18 protein-coding genes and 1 tRNA gene are annotated in these 22,023 nt (G+C 62.0%); 9 read left to right on the forward strand and 10 right to left on the reverse strand.

Features of this window, described 5'->3' with window-relative positions; translation table 11 throughout:
* Positions 1-1,023, forward strand: a complete 1,023-nt coding sequence (locus V3587_RS17195) for a YlbL family protein (RefSeq protein ID WP_283377014.1) — start codon at positions 1-3, stop codon at positions 1,021-1,023.
* Between the two features lie 26 nt (positions 1,024-1,049).
* Here the strand turns inward: V3587_RS17195 and V3587_RS17200 are convergent, their stop codons facing one another.
* The gene (locus V3587_RS17200; protein WP_283377089.1) at positions 1,050-1,637 is read right to left on the reverse strand and encodes a PPA1309 family protein; all 588 of its coding nucleotides are present in this window, start codon (positions 1,635-1,637) and stop codon (positions 1,050-1,052) included.
* 183 nt (positions 1,638-1,820) lie between these two features.
* Here V3587_RS17200 and V3587_RS17205 point away from each other — a divergent pair, with 183 nt between their 5' ends.
* Positions 1,821-4,796, forward strand: a complete 2,976-nt coding sequence (locus tag V3587_RS17205) for a UPF0182 family protein (protein WP_166809744.1) — start codon at positions 1,821-1,823, stop codon at positions 4,794-4,796.
* An 89-nt stretch (positions 4,797-4,885) separates the two neighbouring features.
* Here the strand turns inward: V3587_RS17205 and V3587_RS17210 are convergent, their stop codons facing one another.
* The gene (locus V3587_RS17210; RefSeq protein ID WP_166809743.1) at positions 4,886-5,440 is read right to left on the reverse strand and encodes a transglycosylase family protein; all 555 of its coding nucleotides are present in this window, start codon (positions 5,438-5,440) and stop codon (positions 4,886-4,888) included.
* A 448-nt stretch (positions 5,441-5,888) separates the two neighbouring features.
* On the opposite strand from V3587_RS17210, the gene V3587_RS17215 reads away from it, so the two are divergent.
* A tRNA-Met gene (locus V3587_RS17215) sits at positions 5,889-5,962 on the forward strand.
* A gap of 73 nt (positions 5,963-6,035) precedes the next feature.
* Entirely contained in the window at positions 6,036-6,812 is a 777-nt protein-coding gene (locus tag V3587_RS17220) for an esterase/lipase family protein (RefSeq protein WP_124566379.1), read from the forward strand.
* Positions 6,813-6,816: 4 nt separating this feature from the next.
* Here V3587_RS17220 and V3587_RS17225 read toward each other — a convergent pair whose 3' ends face one another.
* From V3587_RS17225 to V3587_RS17240, 4 genes are read right to left on the reverse strand one after another with little or no spacing between them, the layout of a single operon-like run.
* Entirely contained in the window at positions 6,817-7,461 is a 645-nt protein-coding gene (locus V3587_RS17225; protein WP_283377090.1) for a GntR family transcriptional regulator, read from the reverse strand.
* 47 nt (positions 7,462-7,508) lie between these two features.
* Positions 7,509-8,579: an isopenicillin N synthase family dioxygenase gene (locus tag V3587_RS17230; RefSeq protein ID WP_283377015.1), complete on the reverse strand. Its 1,071-nt coding sequence runs from the start codon at positions 8,577-8,579 to the stop codon at positions 7,509-7,511.
* The gene (locus tag V3587_RS17235) at positions 8,576-9,481 is read right to left on the reverse strand and encodes an ABC transporter permease (RefSeq protein ID WP_283377016.1); all 906 of its coding nucleotides are present in this window, start codon (positions 9,479-9,481) and stop codon (positions 8,576-8,578) included. Before V3587_RS17235 ends, V3587_RS17230 begins: the two co-directional genes overlap by 4 nt.
* Positions 9,478-10,260: an ABC transporter ATP-binding protein gene (locus tag V3587_RS17240; RefSeq protein WP_200315465.1), complete on the reverse strand. Its 783-nt coding sequence runs from the start codon at positions 10,258-10,260 to the stop codon at positions 9,478-9,480. Before V3587_RS17240 ends, V3587_RS17235 begins: the two co-directional genes overlap by 4 nt.
* Positions 10,261-10,529: 269 nt before the next feature.
* Between V3587_RS17240 and V3587_RS17245 the strand changes: the two genes are divergently transcribed.
* From V3587_RS17245 to V3587_RS17255, 3 genes are read left to right on the forward strand one after another with little or no spacing between them, the layout of a single operon-like run.
* A complete protein-coding gene (locus V3587_RS17245; RefSeq protein ID WP_283377091.1) occupies positions 10,530-11,702 on the forward strand; it encodes a nitrate ABC transporter substrate-binding protein in 1,173 nt (390 codons plus the stop codon).
* 15 nt (positions 11,703-11,717) lie between these two features.
* A complete protein-coding gene (locus V3587_RS17250) occupies positions 11,718-12,695 on the forward strand; it encodes an isopenicillin N synthase family dioxygenase (RefSeq protein ID WP_283377017.1) in 978 nt (325 codons plus the stop codon).
* Positions 12,696-12,735: 40 nt separating this feature from the next.
* Positions 12,736-14,064 (forward strand): amidohydrolase family protein, encoded by a 1,329-nt coding sequence (locus V3587_RS17255; RefSeq protein ID WP_283377018.1) that lies wholly within the window; start codon positions 12,736-12,738, stop codon positions 14,062-14,064.
* A 6-nt stretch (positions 14,065-14,070) separates the two neighbouring features.
* Here the strand turns inward: V3587_RS17255 and V3587_RS17260 are convergent, their stop codons facing one another.
* The 3 genes from V3587_RS17260 to V3587_RS17270 form a co-directional block, all read right to left on the reverse strand.
* Positions 14,071-15,705, reverse strand: a complete 1,635-nt coding sequence (locus tag V3587_RS17260) for an acyl-CoA synthetase (RefSeq protein WP_095969144.1) — start codon at positions 15,703-15,705, stop codon at positions 14,071-14,073.
* A gap of 173 nt (positions 15,706-15,878) precedes the next feature.
* Positions 15,879-17,084 carry an acyl-CoA dehydrogenase family protein gene (locus tag V3587_RS17265; protein WP_003942363.1) on the reverse strand — a complete coding sequence of 402 codons (1,206 nt, stop codon included), beginning with the start codon at positions 17,082-17,084 and terminating at the stop codon, positions 15,879-15,881.
* A 27-nt stretch (positions 17,085-17,111) separates the two neighbouring features.
* A complete protein-coding gene (locus V3587_RS17270; RefSeq protein WP_003942317.1) occupies positions 17,112-18,560 on the reverse strand; it encodes an acyl-CoA dehydrogenase family protein in 1,449 nt (482 codons plus the stop codon).
* Positions 18,561-18,663: 103 nt separating this feature from the next.
* Between V3587_RS17270 and V3587_RS17275 the strand changes: the two genes are divergently transcribed.
* Together V3587_RS17275 and V3587_RS17280 are read left to right on the forward strand one after the other, a co-directional pair.
* Complete coding sequence (locus tag V3587_RS17275; protein WP_047271658.1) at positions 18,664-19,809, forward strand: sensor histidine kinase; 1,146 nt, start codon at positions 18,664-18,666, stop codon at positions 19,807-19,809.
* Entirely contained in the window at positions 19,806-20,444 is a 639-nt protein-coding gene (locus tag V3587_RS17280) for a response regulator (RefSeq protein WP_030534984.1), read from the forward strand. The genes V3587_RS17275 and V3587_RS17280 overlap by 4 nt, the downstream gene beginning before the upstream one ends.
* On the opposite strand, the gene V3587_RS17285 is transcribed toward V3587_RS17280, so the two are convergent.
* On the reverse strand, positions 20,438-21,976 hold the full coding sequence (locus V3587_RS17285; protein ID WP_283377019.1) for a multicopper oxidase family protein: 1,539 nt from the start codon (positions 21,974-21,976) through the stop codon (positions 20,438-20,440). The genes V3587_RS17280 and V3587_RS17285 overlap by 7 nt on opposite strands.
* Positions 21,977-22,023 lie beyond the last annotated feature (47 nt).

A 22,023-nucleotide genomic window follows, 5' to 3' on the forward strand; every position in this document is an offset into this window, starting at 1 on the left:
GTGAATCGACGGATAGTGACGCTCTTGGCCGCACTCGCACCCATCGTCGTGTTGGGAGTCGTCGGAACAATGGTCACTGTTCCTTATGTCGCACTCGGTCCGGGCCCCACCTTCAACACGCTCGGCGACGTCGACGGTAAGCCCGTCGTCGACATCCAGGGGACCGAGGTCGATCCCACCGACGGCAACCTCAACATGACAACGGTGTCGGTTCGCGACGGCCTCAACATCTTCGAAGCGTTCGGGCTGTGGGCGAGTGGCAGCAACGGACTCGTCCCACGCTCGGAGATCTATCCGCCCGAGAAGTCGAAGGAAGAGATCCAGCAGGCCAACACCGCCGATTTCCAGCAGTCCGAGGACAGTGCCGAGTTGGCTGCACTGCACTTTCTCGGCAAGCCGGTGGCACTCACTGTGTCCAAGGTGACTCCGGACGGCCCCGCTGCGGGTGCCCTGCAAGAGGGCGACGTCCTGGTCAAGATCGGCGACACTCCGGTATCCACCATCACCGGCGTTCAGGACACGGTCGGTGAGATCGCGCCCGGCACCGCGATCGATGTCACTGTCCTTCGTGAGGGTGTGGAGACCGTTGTGCCGGTCACGGTCGGGGCGCGGCCCAACAAGCCCGAATCGGGTTACCTCGGCGTCACGCCGAACGAGGTCCCGGACGTTCCCTTCACCGTGCAGTTCAATCTCGCCGACATCGGCGGTCCCTCTGCCGGACTGATGTTCACACTCGCCTTGGTCGACAAGCTGACTCCGGGGGAGCTCAACGGCGGAAAGTTCGTGGCCGGGACGGGCACCATCGACTCCGCCGGCGAAGTCGGTCCGATCGGCGGCATTCGGTACAAGTTGATCGCCGCCTCCGAAGCCGGTGCGGAGACCTTCCTCGTACCGGCCCAGAACTGTGACGAGGCGAAACAGAATGCGCCGGACGGGCTTCGACTCGTCAAGGTCGACAACCTGCCCGGCGCAGTGGACTCACTCGAGAGTCTCAACACGGGCGGCGACGCACCCCGCTGCTGAAAGCTGTTTGCAGAAGAGAGAGTCCGTCAGTCTTCTTCGACCTCGTCGAGCGTCGCGTACAGCGCGTGCACGAGGTGAGGTGCAAGACCGTCGTAGGTGAGCAGTTCCAAGTCGCCGTACGGTTCCGCATCCTCGTCGGGACGCATCTGTAGAAGCGACAGCGAAGGACCGTCACGCAGCACGCCGACGAACAGTCGCGCTTCGCGTCGATCGGGATGCGCGTTGGCAGTCAGTCGAGCGACCTCGTCCGCCGCGTGCTGATCGGTCAACACCGGCGCTGTCGCGTGATCGAGATCCGATTCCGCCTCGGGCGGCAGGACGACGATCTCCTGCACCAGGATGCAGCCCTGCACCGACTCGGGCCAATGCGTCGTAGCCAGAAACTCGTCGAGTGCGCGAGAACCGCCGATGATGTCCTCGGGAAGCGATTCCTGTTCGATCGGTGTGTATTCGGCGCCCTCGGCGAGTTGGTCGAGCAGTCCGGGCTCGGCCGCGGCGAGCATCTCGGTGGGCACCAACGCGTACAGCTTCGGCGGTTGATCCCAGCCTTCGGCGTCGATGTGGTCGACAACTTCATGAACGCACCGGGCGAGGGCACTCGGTGATCTGCTCATATTCTCTTCACTCACACGTTCATCCTCCCACCTTCTGTCCGGGTCCCCGCTCTCCGTGTTGTCAACCCGTGACCGTTGTTACGTAGAGTGGTCGGAAACGGCCAAGTCCACTCGGGCGTGGCCGCAGTGATCGATGCAATCGGTTGCGACGCCACGGCGTCGCCAAATCTTGGAGCGTGGCACGTGGGCATGCGGCCCCCCGCAGGTTTACCCTCTCTGTCCAGACGCAGTCGAATCTTGTTGGTGGTGGCTGTCGTAGTGGCGGCCTTGCTGCTCGTGGGGCCGCGACTGATCGGCATGTACACGGACTGGTTGTGGTTCGGTGAAGTCGGCTTCCGTGGTGTGTTCACCAAGGTTCTGCTGACGCGATTCGTTCTCTTCCTCGTCGTCGGAATTGTCGTCGGAGCCATCGTGTGGCTCGCGATGCTTCTCGCGTACCGCGCGCGTCCGGTGTTCGTCCCGGTTTCCGGACCCAATGATCCGATCGCGCGCTACCGCACCACCGTCATGTCGCGGCTTCGTCTGTTCGGCGTGATCATTCCGGTGGCGATCGGCGTCTTGTCCGGTCTCATCGCGCAGGCAAACTGGGTCACCATCCAGTTGTTCCTCAACGGCCAGGCTTTCGGTATCACCGATCCGCAGTTCAACATGGACGTCAGCTTCTACACGTTCGATCTGCCGTTCTACCGTTTCGTGTTGAACTGGTTGTTCGTCTCGATCCTGCTGGCCTTCGTGGCAAATCTGATCACCCACTACGTTTTCGGTGGAATCAAATTGGCCGGACGGGCGGGGACGTTCACGACCGCCGCTCGTGTGCAGTTGGCCATCCTGGCGGGAACTTTCGTACTGCTCAAGGCCGTCGCCTACTGGCTCGATCGCTACTCGTTGCTTTCCAGCGGCCGTAAAGAGCCCACGTTCACCGGCCCGGGTTACACGGACATCATGGCTGTGCTCCCGGCAAAGCTGATATTGATGTCCATCGCGATCATCTGTGCCTTGGCGTTCTTTGCGGCGATCTTCACCCGCGACCTCCGTATCCCGGCTATGGCTGTTGCTCTGCTGGTTCTCTCGTCGGTGCTCGTCGGCGCAGTCTGGCCGATGATCGTCGAGCAGTTCTCCGTCAAGCCCAACGCGGCGGACAAGGAGAGCACGTACATCGAGCGGAACATCGCGGCTACCAGGCAGGCCTATGGAATCACGGACGACAAGGTCACCTATCAGCCTTACTCAGGTGACGGTGACGCGGTTCCGCGCGAAGTGCCGGCAGATGTCACCACTATTGCCAATGCTCGACTTCTCGACCCGAACATTCTGTCGCCCACCTTCACTCAGCAGCAACAGCGTCAGAACTTCTACGGGTTCCCACCCTCGCTCGACATCGATCGTTACGACATCGACGGAGAGATGCGCGACTACATCGTGGCGGCGCGTGAGATCTCACCGAACAACCTGCAGGGAAACCAGACGGACTGGATCAACAAGCACACCGTTTATACGCACGGTGACGGCTTGGTGGCCGCTCCGGCGAACAAGATCACTGCGCCGGTCCTCGACCCGACGAAGGACAACGCCAACAACAACAATGCGGGCTACCCGATCTACACGGTCAGCGACATCGCCTCGCAGGACGCGGGAACACAGGTCATCAAGGTCGATCAGCCGCGCATTTACTACGGCGAGGTCATCGGTCAAGGCGCTGACGATTACGCAATCGTCGGTGGTGCGGGTGGTTCGGAAGCTCGCGAGTACGACACCGAGCAGACCAAGTACACCTACACCGGTTCCGGTGGCGTCTCGATCGGAAACTGGGTCAATCGTCTGGCTTTCGCGGCGAAGTACACGGAGAGGAACATTCTCTTCTCGGGTGCCGTCGGTTCGGATTCCAAGATCATCTACAACCGTGATCCTCGCGATCGCGTCGGTCAGGTTGCTCCGTGGTTGACCACTGACGGAGATGCCTACCCGGCAGCAGTCGACGGCAAGATCGTCTGGATCGTCGATGCGTACACCACACTGGAGAACTATCCGTACGCACAGCGCAGTTCACTGGACGGACTGGTCGCGGACAGTGTGGATGCGACGACCGGCCGCTTGCTGCCTAAGAAGGAAGTGTCGTACATCCGCAACTCGGTCAAGGCAACCGTTGATGCCTACGACGGCACCGTGACGCTCTATCAGGTCGACGACAACGACCCGGTTCTCAATGCGTGGAAGGGCGTGTTCCCGGACACGGTCAAGCCACAGAGTGACATCTCGGACGATCTGCGGGCACACTTCCGCTACCCAGAAGACCTGTTCAAGGTCCAGCGAGAAATGTTGGCGAAGTACCACGTCGACAATCCGACCGAGTTCTTCACCAACAATGCTTTCTGGTCGGTGCCCAACGAGCCGACGGTCGAGAATTCGAAGGAGAACGAACCGCCTTACTACGTGATGGTGGGGGACCAGGAAACCGGCGCGCCGTCGTTCCGGCTCACAAGTCCGATGGTGGGATTCCAGCGAGACTTCCTGTCGGCCTACATCACCGTGAATTCGGATCCGAAGGACTACGGCAAGATCACTGTCCTGCAGTTGCCCGTCAACAAACAGACGCAGGGTCCGTCACAGTCGCAGAACTCGATGATCTCGGATGCTCGTGTGGGCTCGGAGAAGGCACTGCTGGAGAGAACCAACACGATTCGATACGGCAACCAGTTGGCCCTGCCGATCGCTGAGGGTGGAATTCTCTACGTCGAACCCATGTATACCGAGCGAAGTAACACGACGACCTCGTTCCCACAGCTCTCCCGAGTCCTCGTGAGTTACCAGGAGTCTGCGAAGGCAGGCAGCAGGGTTCGTGTCGGATACGCATCCACGTTGGCCGAGGCACTTGATCAGGTCTTCGACAATGGTGGAGCCGCCGGCGCTGCCACGGCACCGGGTGGAACTGCCACGACGGAACCGCCGGCGGGAACCGAGACCACCCCCGCACCGACGGCGCCGACGACGCCTACAGGTCCGGCATCATCGGAAGATGTGTCGAAGGCTCTGGCAGAGGTCAACGCTGCCATGGATGCGCTGAAGTCCGCGCAACAGAACGGTGACTTCAGTGGTTACGGAGCTGCGCTGGATCGTCTGCAGAAGGCGGTAGACGCTTACCAGGCGCTGCCGCCCAGCTAGTCGACATCGTTCGTGAGTCACAGAAGGCCCACCATCCGATCGGATGGTGGGCCTTCTTGTGTGCTCAGGGTGAAGCTGTGCGAGCTGAATCAGCGCAGTGCAGCAACGATCGGTGCGTTGGCATCGGCGAGCTGCTGGAACTGTGCGGCGAAGCCGTACTGGCCGGCGAGGTCACGAGCGGTGTCGTAAGCCTGCTGTGCGGCGGGCTTGAGCTCGGCCGGAATCTCGATGGCGGGAGCAACTGCTGGTGCCTCGGCGACGGGAGCCGGTGCTGCGGCGGGAGCCTCTTCGACTGCAGGCTCGCTCGCGACGGTCAGACGCTGGCCGCAGACGGGCCATGCGCCGGGGCCCTGGCTCTGCAGGGTGTTCTCGGCGACGCGGATCTGCTCTTCCTTGGAAGCGTTGGCCGGCGAGCCGGTGCCACCGTTGGCGGTCCAGGTGCTCTGCGAGAACTGCAGGCCGCCGTAATAGCCGTTTCCGGTGTTGATGTTCCAGTCGCCACCGCTCTCGCACTGTGCGACGCCGTCCCAGTTGTGGGTGGCTGCGGAAGCGGTGCCGGTGCTCATGGTGAGGGGCACTGCGACAAGTGCGCCGGCTACTGCCAATGTGCCGAATGCACGCTTGCTGATGCTGGTGTACGTCATGTCGGGGTAAATCCTCTCCGCGCTTGCTGACATCGGCGGGCCTGCGGGTCGCGGTGATGCTGACTTCCCGGGCGCTTGTCTCTCCGTGCCTCTGCCCCTCGAAGGTTTCGGGGGTTCCGATCCCGCGGGGCAGAGTCGAGCAGCGGCGGGTCGGCGTTCGCCCGGTTGATTCGGGCCGGGACCGACCGTACGGGAGCGCTGAACGAGGGTCGATTCGCGATTTTCCGGACTGCCCGGTCGGCTCTTGTAGGCGAATTTTGCAGTTTGCGCTGGTAGGGCCGTTCCGATGCGGTTTCGAGGTGTGTTCGTTACATACCTGTTATGTGTTGATCCTCACGAGTATTTTGTGAACCCAGTCACTCGAATTTGTGACTTTCAGGCGTGTATTTCGCTCCAGCGCAGGCGATTTGCGTTCCGTTCATCTGCTCGTGTAACTTTGTCCATGCATCGCGGGGTGGAGCAGCTCGGTAGCTCGCTGGGCTCATAACCCAGAGGTCGCAGGTTCAAATCCTGTCCCCGCTACTAGAAAAGGACCGCCGCACTGGATTCCAGTGCGGCGGTCCTTTTTTGCGTGCGTCCGTCGTAGGGTTGCGACGTGCGATTTTCGACGGTGCCCGTGTCTTCGGCAGTGACCGCTTTTCTCGTGACGGCTGCGTTGGTGCTCTCTGGTGGCATTGCCACCGCCGGTGGAGGGGGCGCGACAGGGAAACGCGTGGTCTTCATCGTTCCGGGCCAGCAGCTGTACAGCTCAGGCGAGGCACATCAGGCGCCTTACCGCGCCCTCGACGGGGCACTGAAGGATGCGGGCTACGAGACGCACTTCGTCGATGCTCCCGGCAAAACGATTGCCGCAGATGCCGAACTGATAGCCGAGGCGATTCGTACCTACGCCGCTGACGCCACATATGTCGGCGTGGTCGCGCACAGCGCCGGCGGACTGAGTGCCCGGTACTACGCGAAGTTCCTCGGTGGCTCCGACACCGTGGATTCATTGGTCGCTATCGGAGCGCCGCAATACGGCAGCCCCGGTGGCTGCGTGCAAGGCCCTGTCGACGGTTACGACACCTGCATGTTCTCCGAGGTTCTGACCAAGCTGAACTCAGGTGAGGACACTCCTGGTTCCGCCTACTATTCGGTGGTACAGAGCTCGGGTGAGTGGGCGGACGGTCGGTTGGACGGGGGCCAGTGCCGGGTGTACATCGATGGCGTTCCCGGTGCCGGAACCGGAGCAGACCACCTCACCGAACTCGAGCATCCAGAGGTGCTCTCGGGAACGATCAGTGCGCTGGGACGCGACTGTGTCGGTTCGTTCGTGGACGAGAGCGACGGCGACATCGCCTGGCCGGACACGTTGTTCCCGTCATTTCGGTGAGGCTTCAGGTCCGGGTTGTTCGGACGAGTAGCCCGGCTACGTGTGCGCTCGCGGCAGTTCTGGCTCCCAAGGCGTCACCCGATTCGATGGCCGCGACTATACGAGCGTGCTCGGTGACAGCGATCCGCCGATTGAGCTCGAGGCTCCACATGTCCGAACGGAAGAGATGTGATTGTCCGTCCAGGCGGTGAAGGGCTTCACTGAGCGGGTGATTGCACGCAGTCTCACGAATCAAGGTGTGGAACTCGAGGTCCAGCTTCGAATCCCGACGCTGATCCGGCGGGCTCTCGAGAAGTTCGCGTTGCTCCTGCACCATCTTGTTCAGCTGTGACACGGTTTCGTGGGTGGCATTGGCAGTCGCGTTGAACGCCGCGAGACCGTCGAGAACCTCACGCACCTCGAAGACCGCGCGCAGCGACTCTGCGTCCAGTGAATCAACTTTTGCACCCGCATTTCGGGTGTGGACGGCGATGCCCTCGTAGATCAACTGCTGCACGGCCTCGCGGACCGGCGTTCGACTGACATTGAGTTTGCTCGCCAGTGCGGGAACACTCAGTGGTGTCCCCGGCGCCAACTCTCCCGAAAAGATCAGTTCGCGAAGCGTTTCGTGCACGGACTCGGTGAGTAAAGCTCGTTCGGTGGTGGTCATCTTGTCCTCATTTCGATCCTGCACGATCTCGACCGTACCCGGGAGCGCTATCCAGCGGCGCGCACTCGGTCAGCGCTGCGACTGTCGACCTCGGACTTCATCGCGCCTTTCAGTCCGGCCACTTTGGCCGCGATGTTCTCAGCGATCGTGATCGGCGGGTATCCCACTTCGCCCGGTGCGAGAGTCCCTGGCAGTGCTTCGATGACGGCGTCGTGGTTTCCGTCGAAAAAGAATGCAGCAGAGCGACGTCGGATGATCTGACCATCGACGACAGGTGGATCGACTCGGTGCACCGTCGAGCGCCATCGGTCGTTCGTCCAGCGTGCCATCGCGTCGCCGAGGTTGATCAAGAGTGCGCCGTCGGCAGGTTGGACGTCGTGCCATACGCCATCGGCACTCAGAACTTGAAGGCCCGGAACTTGATCTGCCCACAGGATGGTCAAGATTCCGAAGTCGGTGTGAGCGCCCATTCCCGTCATGTCGCCGGAGATGCGGATCTCACCCTCGGGCAGTGCGTAGTTGTTCATCTTCATCGCGTCGATCGAATGGTCGAGCATCGAATCGAAGTACCCGGGCTGCAATCCGAGGGTGTCGGTAAAGGCGCACATCAGGATTCGTGCCAAGCCCTGTGCATGACGGAAATACTCTTCGATGGCCGGTCGGAATCCGGGCGCGGCCACGGGCCAGGTGTTGGCGGCGTAGCTGGACTCGGGCAGGTCGACGCCCGGATAGTCGCTCACCTGCGTGCCCACGACTATCGCTTCGTAGAAATCGTTCATCTGGTTCGCAGAGGCGACGCCCAGGCTCATGCTGAGTGATTCCGACTTCGGTGGTGAGTAGCCACGGTTCTCGGACGAGGGACGGCGATAGTTGTTCTTCACCGTCAGTGGGAGAGCAAAGAATTCGTCGAGAGCGTCGGCCAGTCCGTCGGTCACCGATCGTGGAATGCCGTGTCCGACAATCTGTATGAATCCGACCTCCCGGCACGCACGATCGAGTTGGGCTGCGACCTCCGCGCAGGCAGTGCTGTTGGTTGCGTTCGCAACCGCTGCCTCGCCGCGGAGGTACGGGGTGATATCGATCGTAGGAATGTCGAAGACAGGAATTTCGTGGGTCATTTAAAGTCCTTGCGGCCGGACGTGTGCCACTTGCCGACGAGCACACGTGAGAGGAATCCAAAGGCAGAGAAGACGAGGACGCCGAACACCGACGCGATCACGATCGCGGCGATCAGATCCTCGGACTGAAGGCGGCTTCGGTAGACGTCGAGCAGGGTTCCGATCCCGGGTTGTCCTTTGGCGAAGAACATGTCGCCGATGATGGCACCGACCACAACGAGGCCGGAGGCGGTGCGAATGCCGGTGAGAATGGCCGGCATTGCCGCTCGCAGTTCGAGTTTCACCAGTCGATCCCACCGTGACGCTCGTCCGAGGGTGAAGAGTTCGTGCAATCCGCGATCGACCGACTGTAATCCGAAGTGTGTGTTGGTGATGATCGGGAAGGCTGCGATGAGAACACACACCAGAGTACGAGCGGTCATGCCGTAGCCGAACCAGAGGCCGATGAGGGGCACGATGGCAAGGATGGGAATGACTTGCAGAACAACGGCGTACGGATAGACGATCCGCTCGATCCACTTGGCTTGGCTCATCAACACGCCGGTTCCGACGCCGACTGCCACTGCGACGACGAAGCCGACCAGTGCAACCTGCGCCGTCACGGCGAGGGCTTCGAGCATGGGAGAGAGATGTTTCCAGTCGAGCAGCGACTTGGTCAGCACCTGACTCGGGGGCGGGAGGAGAAACCGGCGTTCGGGGGAGAGGACAAGGTAGCTGACGATCGACCACGCTGCGACCGCGCCGGCAAGTGAGAGCAACGGATAGAGCACCAGGGCGCCGAGCGCTCTCATTCGAGAGGACCGTCGAGGCTGTACCTCGGCTTGGCTCGTTGTCGCAGAATCGGGGCGAACAACGGTAGGGCGTGTGGCGTTTTCTCGTTGAACTGCAAGAACTTCGGTCATCGTAGGCTCCCGTGCAGACTGGCCGAGATCTCGGCGACGTATTCGGTGTATCGGGCGTCGTAGCGCAGTTCCGGGCTACGCGGGTACGGGAAATCGATGTCCACGACCGAATGGATTCGTCCAGGCCGGGCGGTCATGACGACCACCTTGTTTGCGAGGTAGACGGCCTCGGATACCGAGTGCGTGATGAACATCGAGGTGAATCCCTTTTCGGTGTAGAGCCTTTGGAGCTCTACCTGCATCTCCAGTCGTGTCATTTCGTCGAGCGCACCAAAAGGTTCGTCGAGCAGCATCACAGCAGGTGCGAGAGTGAGCGCTCGCGCCAAAGAGACGCGCATCTTCATTCCGCCTGACAACGCATTGGGCAGTTGTTTCGCGAAGTCCGCAAGTCCCACTGCGCGAATTGCCTCGTCGGCGCGCAATTTTCGCGCTGCTTTGTCGCCGCCACCGAGTTCGGCGGATAGTTCGACGTTGGCCTGCACGGTTCGCCAGGGGAGGAGAGTCGGCTCCTGGAAGATGAAGCCAACTGATTCGGTGTCGAGGGCAACCGCTCCGCTGGTCGGTCGCTCGAGGCCGGCCGCCATGCGCAACAAAGTCGACTTGCCACAGCCGGAGGGCCCGACCACGGCGACGAAGTCTCCTCGCTCCACGTCCAGATCGATGCCGTCCAGCGCGACAGTGCCGGTATCGAACTTCTTGACGACGTCGGAAAAGACCATCTGCATCGGCGCGGTGAGCTTGCGAGCGTCGGCATCCTGCATCGTGTTCGCGAGTTCCATCTGAGCCTCCGGTTCGATAATGCATGCAAAAGTTCTTCAAGTTGTAGGAACTATCTTGAATTGCATGTATGTCGCCTAGATTGCTGAATGTAAATGTGAGGTGACATTGCAGGTGAAGGTCGAACTACGGCGTGCGTTACCTGATGGAAACAACAAGTGCATTGCATGTAATCCAAGTGCTGCAGAGTGTGCTCATCGGATCACCCTGCTTGGTTCGCCCACATCCCAATTGTTTTCACGAAGGAGACGCTGTGTGTTCAAACCGCAAGATGCATTCCAATCGCAGAAGTGTGGGAGCGGCGGGCGCGGCACTGGCCTTGTGTGCAGCCATCGGATTGACTGCGTGCAGCTCCAGTGAGGCTGAGACGGCCAAGGCTGAATCTCTCGAACCAGCTGCTGAGGCTCAGAACCTGGCGGGTCTCTGTCCGGAAAACGTTGTGGTTCAACTCCAATGGCAGCCACAGTCGGATATGGGAGCGCTCTTCGAGATGCTCGGTCCCGGCTATTCGGTCGACACCGACGACAAGTCCGTCAGTGGGACTCTCGTCGCCGAAGGGAAGGACACCGGAGTCGGCCTGACCTTGCGGGCCGGGGGACCGGCAATCGGGTTCCAATCCGTCAGCTCCCAGATGTACGTCGACGATTCCATCACTCTCGGCTTGGTGCACGGCGATCAGGTGATCGCGGCCGCGGCAAGTCAGCCCGTTGTTGCCGTCACGCCATTGCTCAAATACAGTCCGGCAATCCTCATGTGGGACAAAGAGTCGCATCCGGACTGGACGAGTGTTGCCGACATCGGCAAGTCCGACGCGAGTGTCGTCGTTTCCAAAGAGCAACTCTTTCCGCAGTGGCTCGTTGCGAAAGGACTACTGAAGCAGTCTCAGCTCGACACGAGCTACGACGGAGCTCCCTCACGATTTGTCGGTGACCCGACCATCGCTCAGCAAGGATTCGCGAATTCGGAACCGTACACGTACGAGAAGGAGACGCCGGCGTGGGAGAAGCCGGTTTCCTATGACCTGCTGAAAGATTCGGGTTTCGACATCTACGCGTCCAATGTTTCCGTTCGTGCCGACAAGGTCGAGACACTCTCGCCGTGTTTGAGCAAGCTGGTTCCGATCATTCAGCAGGCCACCGCGGACTACATCACTGCGCCGGATACGGCGAATGCTGCCATTGTCGACGTCGTCTCGCAGGACGTGTCGTTCTCTCCCTACACCGAGGGTGAAGCAGCGTTCAGTGCCCAGCTCCTGAAAGAGAAAGGCCTGATCGCGAACGAGGCAGACGGATCTGTCGGCACGTTCGACATGACGCGAGTCGCCCACACCGTCGAAGAACTGAAGCCCATCCTGAACTCCGGGGGTGCGGCGATACCGCAGTCACTGACTGCTGAAGAGATCTACACCGACAAATTCACCGATCGGTCCATCGGAATCCGCTGAAGGAGCTGACAGCAAATGACGTACGACATGACAGAACTCAACCGCGAGACTCGCATGGGTGGCCTGGGCACGGAGACCACCGACCGCGAGGTCCGAAGAATCGATCTCTCGGATTTCGAGAACCGGCGAAGCGAGATCGCCGAGGAGTTGTGGTCGGCAGCGACCGACATCGGATTCTTTCAAATCGTCAATCACGGAATCGATCTGGACCAGGTCCGCGAGGCTTTCGCGGCGGCCGAGCGATTCTTTGCACTGCCCACTGAGGTCAAAGCGCAGTATCCGCTCAAGAAGGGTTTCAACTCCGGCTGGGAGAGCATGACGCAGGTGCGTCCCTCCATCGGAACACCTGATCAGAAAGAGTCCTACCAGGTGACCCGCCCGCATATGGGTGATCTGTGGCCCACTGCAGACGAATTGGGCGGATTCCGCGAAACGATCCTGGACTTCGAAGCCAAGTGCTGGGGCATTGCGATGGACCTGCTCTCGTGCTTCGCCGAGAAGCTGGGATTCGAACGAGACTTCTTCACCAGGGCACATGACCCGTCGGTGGACACCTACCAGAGCACACTGCGACTACTCCACTACTTCCCCCTTGCCGCCGACGCAGATGTCGAAGGGATGTGGCGTGCCGGAGCACACACCGATTTCGATTGCCTGACATTGCTTTTCCAGCGTGACGGTCAGGGCGGGTTGCAACTGTGCCCGGGCAAGGAGATGGACACCCAGGAATGGACGTCGGTGGTGCCGGCCGAGGAAGCGATCACCTGCAACATCGGCGACATGCTGATGAGATGGAGTGATGACGTCCTGCCGTCGAATTTTCATCGAGTCAAGAGTCCCGGAGTCACCGACTATCGGGGAGCCCGCTACAGCCTCGCGTTCTTCGCTCAGGCGAACCGCGACGTGACCATCGAGGGCCCAGCGGGCAAGTACCCGCCGATCACTGCCGAGAACTACATCGACCAGCGAGTACGCGCGAACTTCGCGCGTTGATCCGTATCCGTTCCGTCACACACTTTCAGGAGAACTGGCGATGACTACCGTGCCCAAGAACATGACCGACGCGATCATCCGGGACGTGACGTTGTACAGCGGCGGGCAATGGCTGACCGGCCGTGACGTCGTCGTCTCGAATGGGGTGGTCGAATCGATCGAGAAGTCGACCGGCACTGCCACACCTGGAGGTGTGGACGGATCGGGGGCGTATCTGATCCCTGGGTTCGTCAACACCCATACGCACCTTCAGCAGTCACTGATGCGTGGCATAGCCGAAGGGACACCGCTTCTCGAATGGCTACTCGCGGTCGCAGAAGAGTCGGTTCAGATCACGCCGGAGCGCGCATACGCGGCATCTGTCGCAGCCTCGCTGGAGGCATTGCGCAGCGGTACGACGACCCTGGTCGAACACATGTGGCCGCACCCGTCCAGCGAGGTTCACGATGCCGTGATCCGGGCGTTGCACGACACCGGAATTCGAGCCGTGCTGGGACGCGGAACCGCAGACCGGGCGGACAAGACGAGGAAGTGGGGCTTCGATCCGCGGCTCATGCAACCACTCGGAGATGTTCTCGCACATACGGATCAGATGATGCGCGACGTTGCCGGTTCCCGCGTCGACGTGGCGGTCGCGGTACCGAACCCGCGTTCGCTGACCCCGGAGGGGATGTCGGAAGTGCGTGAGTTCGCGCAGGCTCGCGACCTGACGGTCTCGATTCACCTGCTCGAGACGCAGACCGACAACACGATGTGTACCGAACACGCGGGCGTGAACGCGGTCGACTACCTGGATTCCCATGGGTTTTTGTGGGACCGGGTGCTGGCGGTCCACTGCGTGGAACTAGACGACCGTGGTCAGAAGGTGCTGGCGGAGCGCGGCGTCGGAGTGTCGTACAACCCCGTCAGCAACATGCGCCTCGGTAGCGGAATCGCGCCCGTCCCGAGTTTCCTCGACGCGGGGATCGCGGTGGGGTTGGGTGTGGACGGCGCAGCCAGCAACGACACTCAGGACATGCTCGAGACGCTGCGCACCGGTGCCTATGTCCAGCGAGCCGCGCGCGGCCGCGCCGACCTGTTCGGCTTCGAGGCCATGATCGACATCGCATCCGGCGGTGCAAACGCAGCACTCGGTCTGCCGGCCAGGTCTGGCGGGATCTCCGTGGGCGATCCCGCCGACCTCACCATGATTCGGTTCGAACGTGACTTCGGCTGCCTCCCGGTGCGAGATCCGGGCGCGTCCATTCTCACGACGGGCAGTCGTCAGATCGTGGACACGGTGTTCGTTGCAGGCGAGGTCGTGCTCCGCGACGGGCACTCCACGCGCGTCGACGAGGCGGAATTGATCCGGACGCTCAGCGCTATGTGACCGTGCTCAGCCTTCGCTGATCTCCATCTCGATCAGGACGCGGCGCAACAGCTTTCCGGTGGCGTTGCGGGGAAGCTCGTCGATGAAGACGATCTCGCGGGGAACCTTGTAGCGCGCCAGATTCGACCGGACGTGATCCTTCAATTCCTCGGAGTTCTGGTCGGCGCCGTGAGCGACGACGACAAACGCTCGCAGGCGGTGACCGAAGTCGGCGTCCTCGACTCCGATGACTGCCGCTTCCAGGACGTCCTCGCGGTCGGCGAGCAAGTTCTCGACTTCGAGCGGGTAGACGTTCTCGCCACCGGAAACGATCATGTCGTCGTCGCGGCCGTCGACGAAGAGGAGGCCGTTGGCGTCGAAATGTCCGACGTCGCCGGTCGAGAGGAGTCCGTCGATACGTTCCTTGTCACGCCCGTCGGTGTATCCCTCGAAGCTCAGTCCGCTCGCGACGAAGATCCTGCCGATCGTGTGTGGGGTGGTGATCTTCTTGTTGTTCTCGTCGAAAAGTTCGACGTGGCACGTCACCGGGGCTCGACCGGCGGTTCCCGGAGCGATGGTCAGATCCTCGGGTGTTGCGACCGTGGCCACTGCGACCTCGGTGGATCCGTACAGGTTGTAGAGGACGTACCCGAACGAGGCCGTGACTCGCTTGCACAGGTCGGGTGAGAGTGACGACCCTGCCGAGAAGATGATCTTCAGGTTCGACGTGTCGTACTGGGACAGCACTTCGGGACCGAGGTCGATGATGCGAGTGAGCATCGTCGGGACCACGACCAGACTGTCGCACTTGTACTGGGCGACAAGCTTGATCGTGTTCTCCGGATCGAACTTTCGATGCATGACGACGGTCTGGCCGAGTGCCAATGCGAGAGCGAACTGCGAGACGCCGGTTCCGTGGAAGGCGGGGGCCGCCATCATCATGGTTTGTCCGCGGCGCAACGGCACGCGGTCGAGGAATTGCGCCGACGCGAGAGGGGAGGTGTGGCCACGCGGCGCACCCTTGGGAGTTCCCGTAGTCCCGCTGGTGAGGAGGACGAAACCACCGTTCTTCTCGGGTGCCGGCACCGACGACGTGGTGCGTCCGGCGATGGCCTCGTCGAGAGTCGCTGCCGTGGAACCGTCAGCGGCCGTGCCCTCTGGCCAGGAACGATAGACGACGACGTCGTCCGGCAAGGCATCGGCGATGTCCGCGAACTCGTCGTCGTAGACGAAGGCGACCACCTTCTCCCGCGCGGCGACGTCCACGAGTTGGGGCCGTGCGAAGCCCGTGTTCATGAGAACGAGCTTTGTTCCGTTCTTCGCTGCCGCCAGCATGGTCAGGACCAAGCCTCGATGGTTACGGCACATCGCACCCATGACGGAGTCGGACGTGATGCCGTCGGCCTGCCACGCCCGGACCAACGCGTTGCTCTGACGCTCGAGCTCGGCATAGGTGATGGGTCCGCGTTCGTCGATGATAGCCACCGCGTCGTAGCCGCTCTCGGCGTGTGCATGGACCGGCCCGGCAAAGGGTCCGTACTTGTCCACGGCTGCAATGGATTTGAGCCCGCGATCGAGGCGAGGGAACGGGACGAGTCCAGCTCGGATCATGACCCCCGCCGCGCCGATGGTGTCAGTGACCTTGGTGACCAATCCGGGCATACGTGAACCTCTTCCGAGCGTCGTTGTAGGACTGATTACACACTAATGGGCAATCAGGTTTCGGTGGTGAAGTTTCACGATGGCGACCGAGCAGTCCGCCCCGCCACCTCGAAAGGTGGCGGGGCGGAGTGTGTCGGGATCGGGTCTGTGCGACCGTCACTTCAATTCGACCGTCACTTCAGTTCGGCGGACGACTTTCCGAGCAGGCGGCGTGCGACGATCAGCTGCTGGATCTGCTGGGTGCCCTCGAAGATGTCGAGAATCTTCGAGTCGCGGCCCCACTTCTCGAGCAACGGGCGTTGCGAGTAGCCGTAGGTGCCGGCCAACTCGACTGCCTTGAGCGTCACGTCGGTGCCGGTGCGGCCGGCCTTCGCCTTGGACATGGACGCTTCGAGCGAGTTCGGCTTCTTGTTGTCCGCCATCCACGCCGCGCGCAGAGACAGCAGGTACGCGGCCTCCCAATCGGCTTCCAAACGGATGAACTCGGCTGCAGCTGCATGCTGGTTGTAGACCGGTGTGTCGTAGGAGATCTCGACACCGGCTTCGGTCAGGATGCCGCGCAGTTCTTCGAGAGCTGCGCGTCCGACGCCGACAGCCATGGCTGCAACGAGGGGCCGGGTGTTGTCGAACGTCTGCATGACGCCGGCAAAGCCCTGCTCCACGTTGACCTCCGGGCTGCCGAGGATGTTGTCCGCGGGAATGCGGCAATCCTGGAGCAGGAGTACTGCGGTGTCGGAGGCCTTGATGCCCAGCTTGTGCTCGAGACGAGCAACGCTCAGGCCCGGTGCGTCACGCGGAACGACGAACGACTTGATGGCCGCTCGACCCTTCGACTTGTCGACCGACGCCCACACGACGATGTGCGTCGAACGCTCACCGGCGGTGACGAAGATCTTCTCGCCGTTGAGAACCCACTCGTCGCCGTCGAGAACGGCGGTGGTGGTCACTGCGGCGGAGTCGGAACCGAAACTCGGTTCGGTGATGGCCATCGAGGCCCACACCTTGCCGAAACGTTCGAGCTGTTCGTCGGTGGACACTGCGGCGATAGCGGCGTTGCCGAGCCCCTGGTAGGGGATCGAGAGCATGAGTCCTACGTCGCCCCAAGATGTTTCGAGCGAGTTGAGGAGCGCAGACATGTTGCCGCCGTTGGCGTTGCCGCCCTTGGCGCTCGCGTCTGACCGTCCGCCGCTGGCACCGCCGATGTCTCCACCGGAATCGGAGAGACCTTCGACCATGGCGGCCATGGTGTCGAGCTCGACGGGGTACTCGTGCTCAGCAAGATCGTACTTACGTGAGATGGGTCGGAAGATCTGCGCCGCGACCTGATGTGCCTGGTTCGCTGATGCTTTGAGCTTCTTGGGAAGTTCGAGGTTGATCATCGTGGTTCTCCTGGAAGTTCAGCGGCGTCAGATGAGGACGATGCCCTCGGCAACGCCGATGGCACGGAGGTCGCGGTACCAGCGCTCGACCGGGTGTTCCTTGGTGAACCCGTGTCCACCGAGGAGTTGCACACCGTCGAGGCCGATCTGCATGCCCTTCTCGGAAGCCAGCTTCCGGGCCAGAGCGGATTCGCGAGCGAAGGACAAGCCCTGCTCGGCGCGGGAAGCGCCGCGAAGCGTGACCAGACGCAGTCCGTCGAGTTCGATGCCGATGTTCGCGACCATGAAGGCCACGGCCTGGCGGTGGCTGATCGGCTCGCCGAACGCTTCGCGCTCGTTGACGTACGGAATCACGTAGTCGAGAACTGCCTGGCTGGTTCCGACGGCCATGGACGCCCAACCGAGGCGGGCCAGGCGAATCGCGTCGGCGTATTCGGCCTTGCGCTGCTCGGCGTCACCGTCGCCGAGCAGTGCGGACTCCGACACAGCGACATCGGTGAGGATCAGGCGACCCAGGCCTGCGGCGCGCAGTCCCATGCTGGGATCTGCTTCGACGACGAGTCCCTTGGTGTCGGATTCGACGATGAAGAAGGACGGCTTGCCGTCGAGTTCTGCGGCGATGACGAAGAGTTCGGACGTAGCGGCGGCGGGCACCAAGCTCTTGACGCCGTTGAGCTTGTAGCCGCTGGGGGAGCGCACTGCCTTGGTCTGCAGGGCAAACGGATCGAACAGTGCGCGTGGTTCGTTGACCACCACTGCTGCGCCGGGGACCTGCTCGCCGGTGAAGGCCGGAAGGTAGGTCTTCTGCTGCGCGTCGGTGCCCCACTGCGTCAGTGCGACTGCCACACCGCTCGGTGCGAGGATCGGAAGTGCAAGTCCCATGTCTCCGTGCGCAAGTGCCTCGGCAACAAGAGAATTGGTGACTGCGCCGCGATCGGCGGCTGCTCCGTCGAGTTCTTCGGGAACGTTGATCAGCGTGATACCGAGCTCGGCCGCGCGCTTGGAGAGATCGGCGGGGGCCTGCGCTGCGCCGTCGGCGTCGTGCGCTGCGGGACGCAGGATCTCGGCCGCGAACTCGCGCACGGTCTCGACGATCATCTTCTGGTCGTCGTCGGGGGTCAGATCGAAGTAGTCGGCGTTCTTGCTCGGGTTGTCGGGCAGGCGCTTGGGTGCGCCGTTGCCCGAGACCTTCTGGAATCCTCGAGTGGCGGCACCCAGGGTTTTGAAGCCCGTCTTGGTGCCCTCGTAGGTCACGCGATCGATGGTCTGACGCAGATTGAACTTCTCGGCCAGTTCCGAACCGGTGATCTTGGTAAGCACACGCATGGCTGCGCCCATGGCGTCGCGTTTGATCGGGTTCAGGCCGACGGCGGACGTGTCGCGGGGCGCACCCTTGGCGCCGCCGCGCTGCGCGCCCGATTCGCTGCGCTGAGCGCTCTTGTCGGGGGCAACACTGTCTTGCTTGGTCATGATCACCAGCTGTTTCTCGGTGTTGGGGCGTTGGACGATCCCTATCTTACTCATCAGTAAGGTCTGTTGTCGAGAAACCGCGAAATGATGCGCGTCATAGGCTCGAGGGGTGAACCGGACAGAGGTGCCAGATCGGATACAGCGGTACGTGCGCTACACGCCGTTGGTGGTGGTCCCGTGCCTGTTGATCGCCAGCACGTATCCGGGGGAGTATCGAGTTCCCCTCACCTACTGGATTCTGTCGATGCTGTCGGCGCTCGCCTTCGCTGTCGGCCGTCGATGGCCGGTCTTCGCGTCCCTGGTCATCTCGGCGCTCGCCGTTCCGATGTTCGTCGCCGACGCCTGGGGGCTGTCCGAGCTTGTTCCGTATCTCGGGGCGGTCGCCGTCGTCGACGTCACGATGCGGGCCGAGCGTAGAGAAATGGTTGCCGTATCGGCAGCAGGATGGTGCGGTTCGGTGCTCGCGGGGATCTGGTTCGAATCTCACGAAGCGTTCTGGTCTGTCACGACGGCTGTGAAAGTGCTTGCGTACGTGGGGTTGCCACTGCTGCTCGGGCTGTATCTACGCTCGCAGCGTGAATTGGCCGCGAACAATCTTGCGCAGACCCGCGCTGCGGAGCGCAGTGCGCTCGCCCGCGAACTGCACGACCTGGTTGCGCACCACATGGCATCGATCGTCCTGAGAATCGGCGTGGCTCAACATGTCTTGGCGCCCCAGGACGAGGCCGTGCGTGAGGTCCTCGCGGATGTGCGTGGGACTGCGTCCGATGCGCTGGCCGATATCCGTCGCCTCCTGGTCGCACTTCGTGATCCTTCGCTCGGTGAGGTCGCTCTGGTCGAGCCGGATGCCGTCGAGGCGGAAATCGAGGCGGCGATAGATCGTGTGCGTGCGGCGGGTTTCGAGGTGCAGGCAGTCTTCGATGCCCAGGAGAATGTCGAGTCAGGCGCAGCCGATCTCGACGCGATCGGGAGGCTGACGTTGTTGCGGGTGATTCAGGAATCACTGACCAACGTCATGAAGCACGGCGACAAGAAGGGGCTGGTATCGGTCTCGGTCGGTCGCGAAGACAACCGGGTGCATGTCAGGGTTGTCAACGACGTCGAGGGATCGCCTCGGAGTGCAGGTCATGGCCTGGTGGGAATGCAGGAGCGTGCGGAGTTGGTCGGCGGCGAGATGACCGCCGGCACCAACAGTGACGGGAAATGGGAAGTGCACGTGAGTATTCCACTCGTTGTCTCGGGCGATGTCTCGTGATCAGCGTGCTGATCGTCGACGACCAGCGACTTGTGCGCGCCGGTTTGCGGATGCTGTGCGCGGCAGCCGAGGACATGACCGTGGCCGGTGAGGCGTCGAACGGCGTCGAGGCGGTAGCGCTCGCTGCAGAATTGGATCCCGACGTGATTCTGATGGACTTGAGAATGCCCGGGCTGGACGGGATCGGCGCCACGCAGCAGATCGTCAAGGCCGGTCGTCGAGCGCGCATTCTCGTGCTGACCACCTTCGACGACGACGATCATCTGTATCCCGCACTCGCCGCGGGGGCTTCGGGATTCTTCGTCAAGGACACCGAACCCGCCGAGTTGCTCGGTGCCATTCGGCGGATCGCCGAGGGCGAGATGGTGTTCACTCCGGAACTTCTCCGCCGCGTTGTGGATCGAGCGGTGATCGGTGGTATCGCAGACACTGCTGTGACGGACAAGGTTCCGTTGACCGATCGCGAATCGCAGGTCCTCGCACTGGTGGCAGAAGGGAAGAGCAATCAGGAGATCGCGGACACGCTGCATCTCGGTGTGACCACGGTGAAGACGCACGTGGCGAACCTGATGTCGAAGACCGGTTGCGACAATCGGGTTCGCCTCGCCGTGTACCACTTGCAGAACTTTCAGTGACCGGAGTGCGAACCAGACGAAGGCATCGGCATGTCCATCGGCATGTCCATCTGCATCGGAGCCGCCTTCTGCCCCGGTTCGAGGACGAGGAATTGGCCCATCATCCCTTGGTCCTCGTGCATCAGCAGGTGGCAGTGGAACATGTACGGGAAGGTGGGATCGGTGTACTCGGACCACTGCAGCGCGACGCGAATCCTACTGCCCGGTGGTGTGTAAACAGTGTCCTTGAGTCCTCGTAAGTGAGGCGGAGGAGTGCGACCGTCGACGTCGAGGATCTGGAACTGTACGTCGTGGACATGGAAATTGTGTGGCCAGTTGTCCTTGTTGGTGATCGTCCACACCTCGGTCGCGCCGACCTCGGCCTCGAAGTCGATGCGGTTCATGTCCATTCGTTGCCCGTTGATCATGTACCACTGCAGATCGAAGGTTCGGGAAACGCTTGCCTTCGACGGATCGAGACGCGGCAGGGCGGCCAACTGAGCCGGGAGACTCGACCGTGACGCGCGGCTGGCGACCCCCCGCAGCTCGACGATGTCGAAGCGGTCGTTCATGCCGAAGTTCTCTGCGTCGGAGGCGCTCACGCCGCCGCCGTCCTCGATCGGGAACGACACAAGTGTGGTCGTCGCGCCGGGGTCGACGCGAACCACGATCTCGGCTCGTTCGCCGGGGCTGAGCTGAATCCGCTTGATCGGAATCGGTGATTCGAGCAGTCCGCCGTCGGTGGCGATCAGATCGAACGTCCGGTCGTCGGGGAACCCCAGGTTGTAGAGACGGCCGGAGGAGCCGTTCAGAATGCGCAACCGGACGACCCCGGTGGTGACGTCGAGGTAGGCGTCGGAGATGCCGTTGGTGACGATCGTGTCGCCGAGCAGGCCGATGTCGGTCGGATCTGATTCGTCGAAATTGCCGTCGGCGAGGAATCGACGGTCCTGGATTATCAGCGGAACATCGTCGACACCATAGGTTTTGGGGATGTCCAATGCCCGCGTGTCGGCATCGTCGATCAGGAACAGTCCGGCGAGACCGCGCTGCACGTGCCGCTCGGTGGATCCGTGCGGGTGTGGGTGATACCAGAGCGTCGACGCCGGCTGACCGATCGTCCACGCCGGTTCCCAGCGTCCGCCGGCTTCGATGGTCTGGTGCGGGCCACCGTCGTATCTGGCGGGCAGATGCATGCCGTGCCAATGGACGGTCGTGGGCTCTGCCAGTGTGTTGTCGATCGTGAATGCGACAGATTCTCCGCGTTCGGCGCGGACGGTCGGCCCCAGAATGGATCCGTTGAAACCCCAAGTGTCGGTGAGTTTTCCCGCGACGATCTCGGTGGTTCCGGTACCGGCACGAAGTGTGAAATGGCGAACACCTGCGTCGTCGACGGTGGATTCGGCAAGCGGCGGAATCGGTAGCGGACGCGAAGTTCCGGCCACCGCCAGCGTGACGCTCTTCGCTGCCGGGTCGGCGCCGCAGCCCACCGCGAGCCCGAGGGGCGCGGCGGCCAGACCGAACAGAATCGTGCGCCTGGAAATCCGGTTCATCGTTCTCCTGGAAGTAGTGCGTGATCAACTACTTCCAGTCAACGGGT

Origin of the sequence: Rhodococcus sp. IEGM 1306, from assembly GCF_036541985.1 — a bacterium.
Classification (GTDB): Bacteria; Actinomycetota; Actinomycetes; order Mycobacteriales; family Mycobacteriaceae; genus Rhodococcus_F; species Rhodococcus_F qingshengii.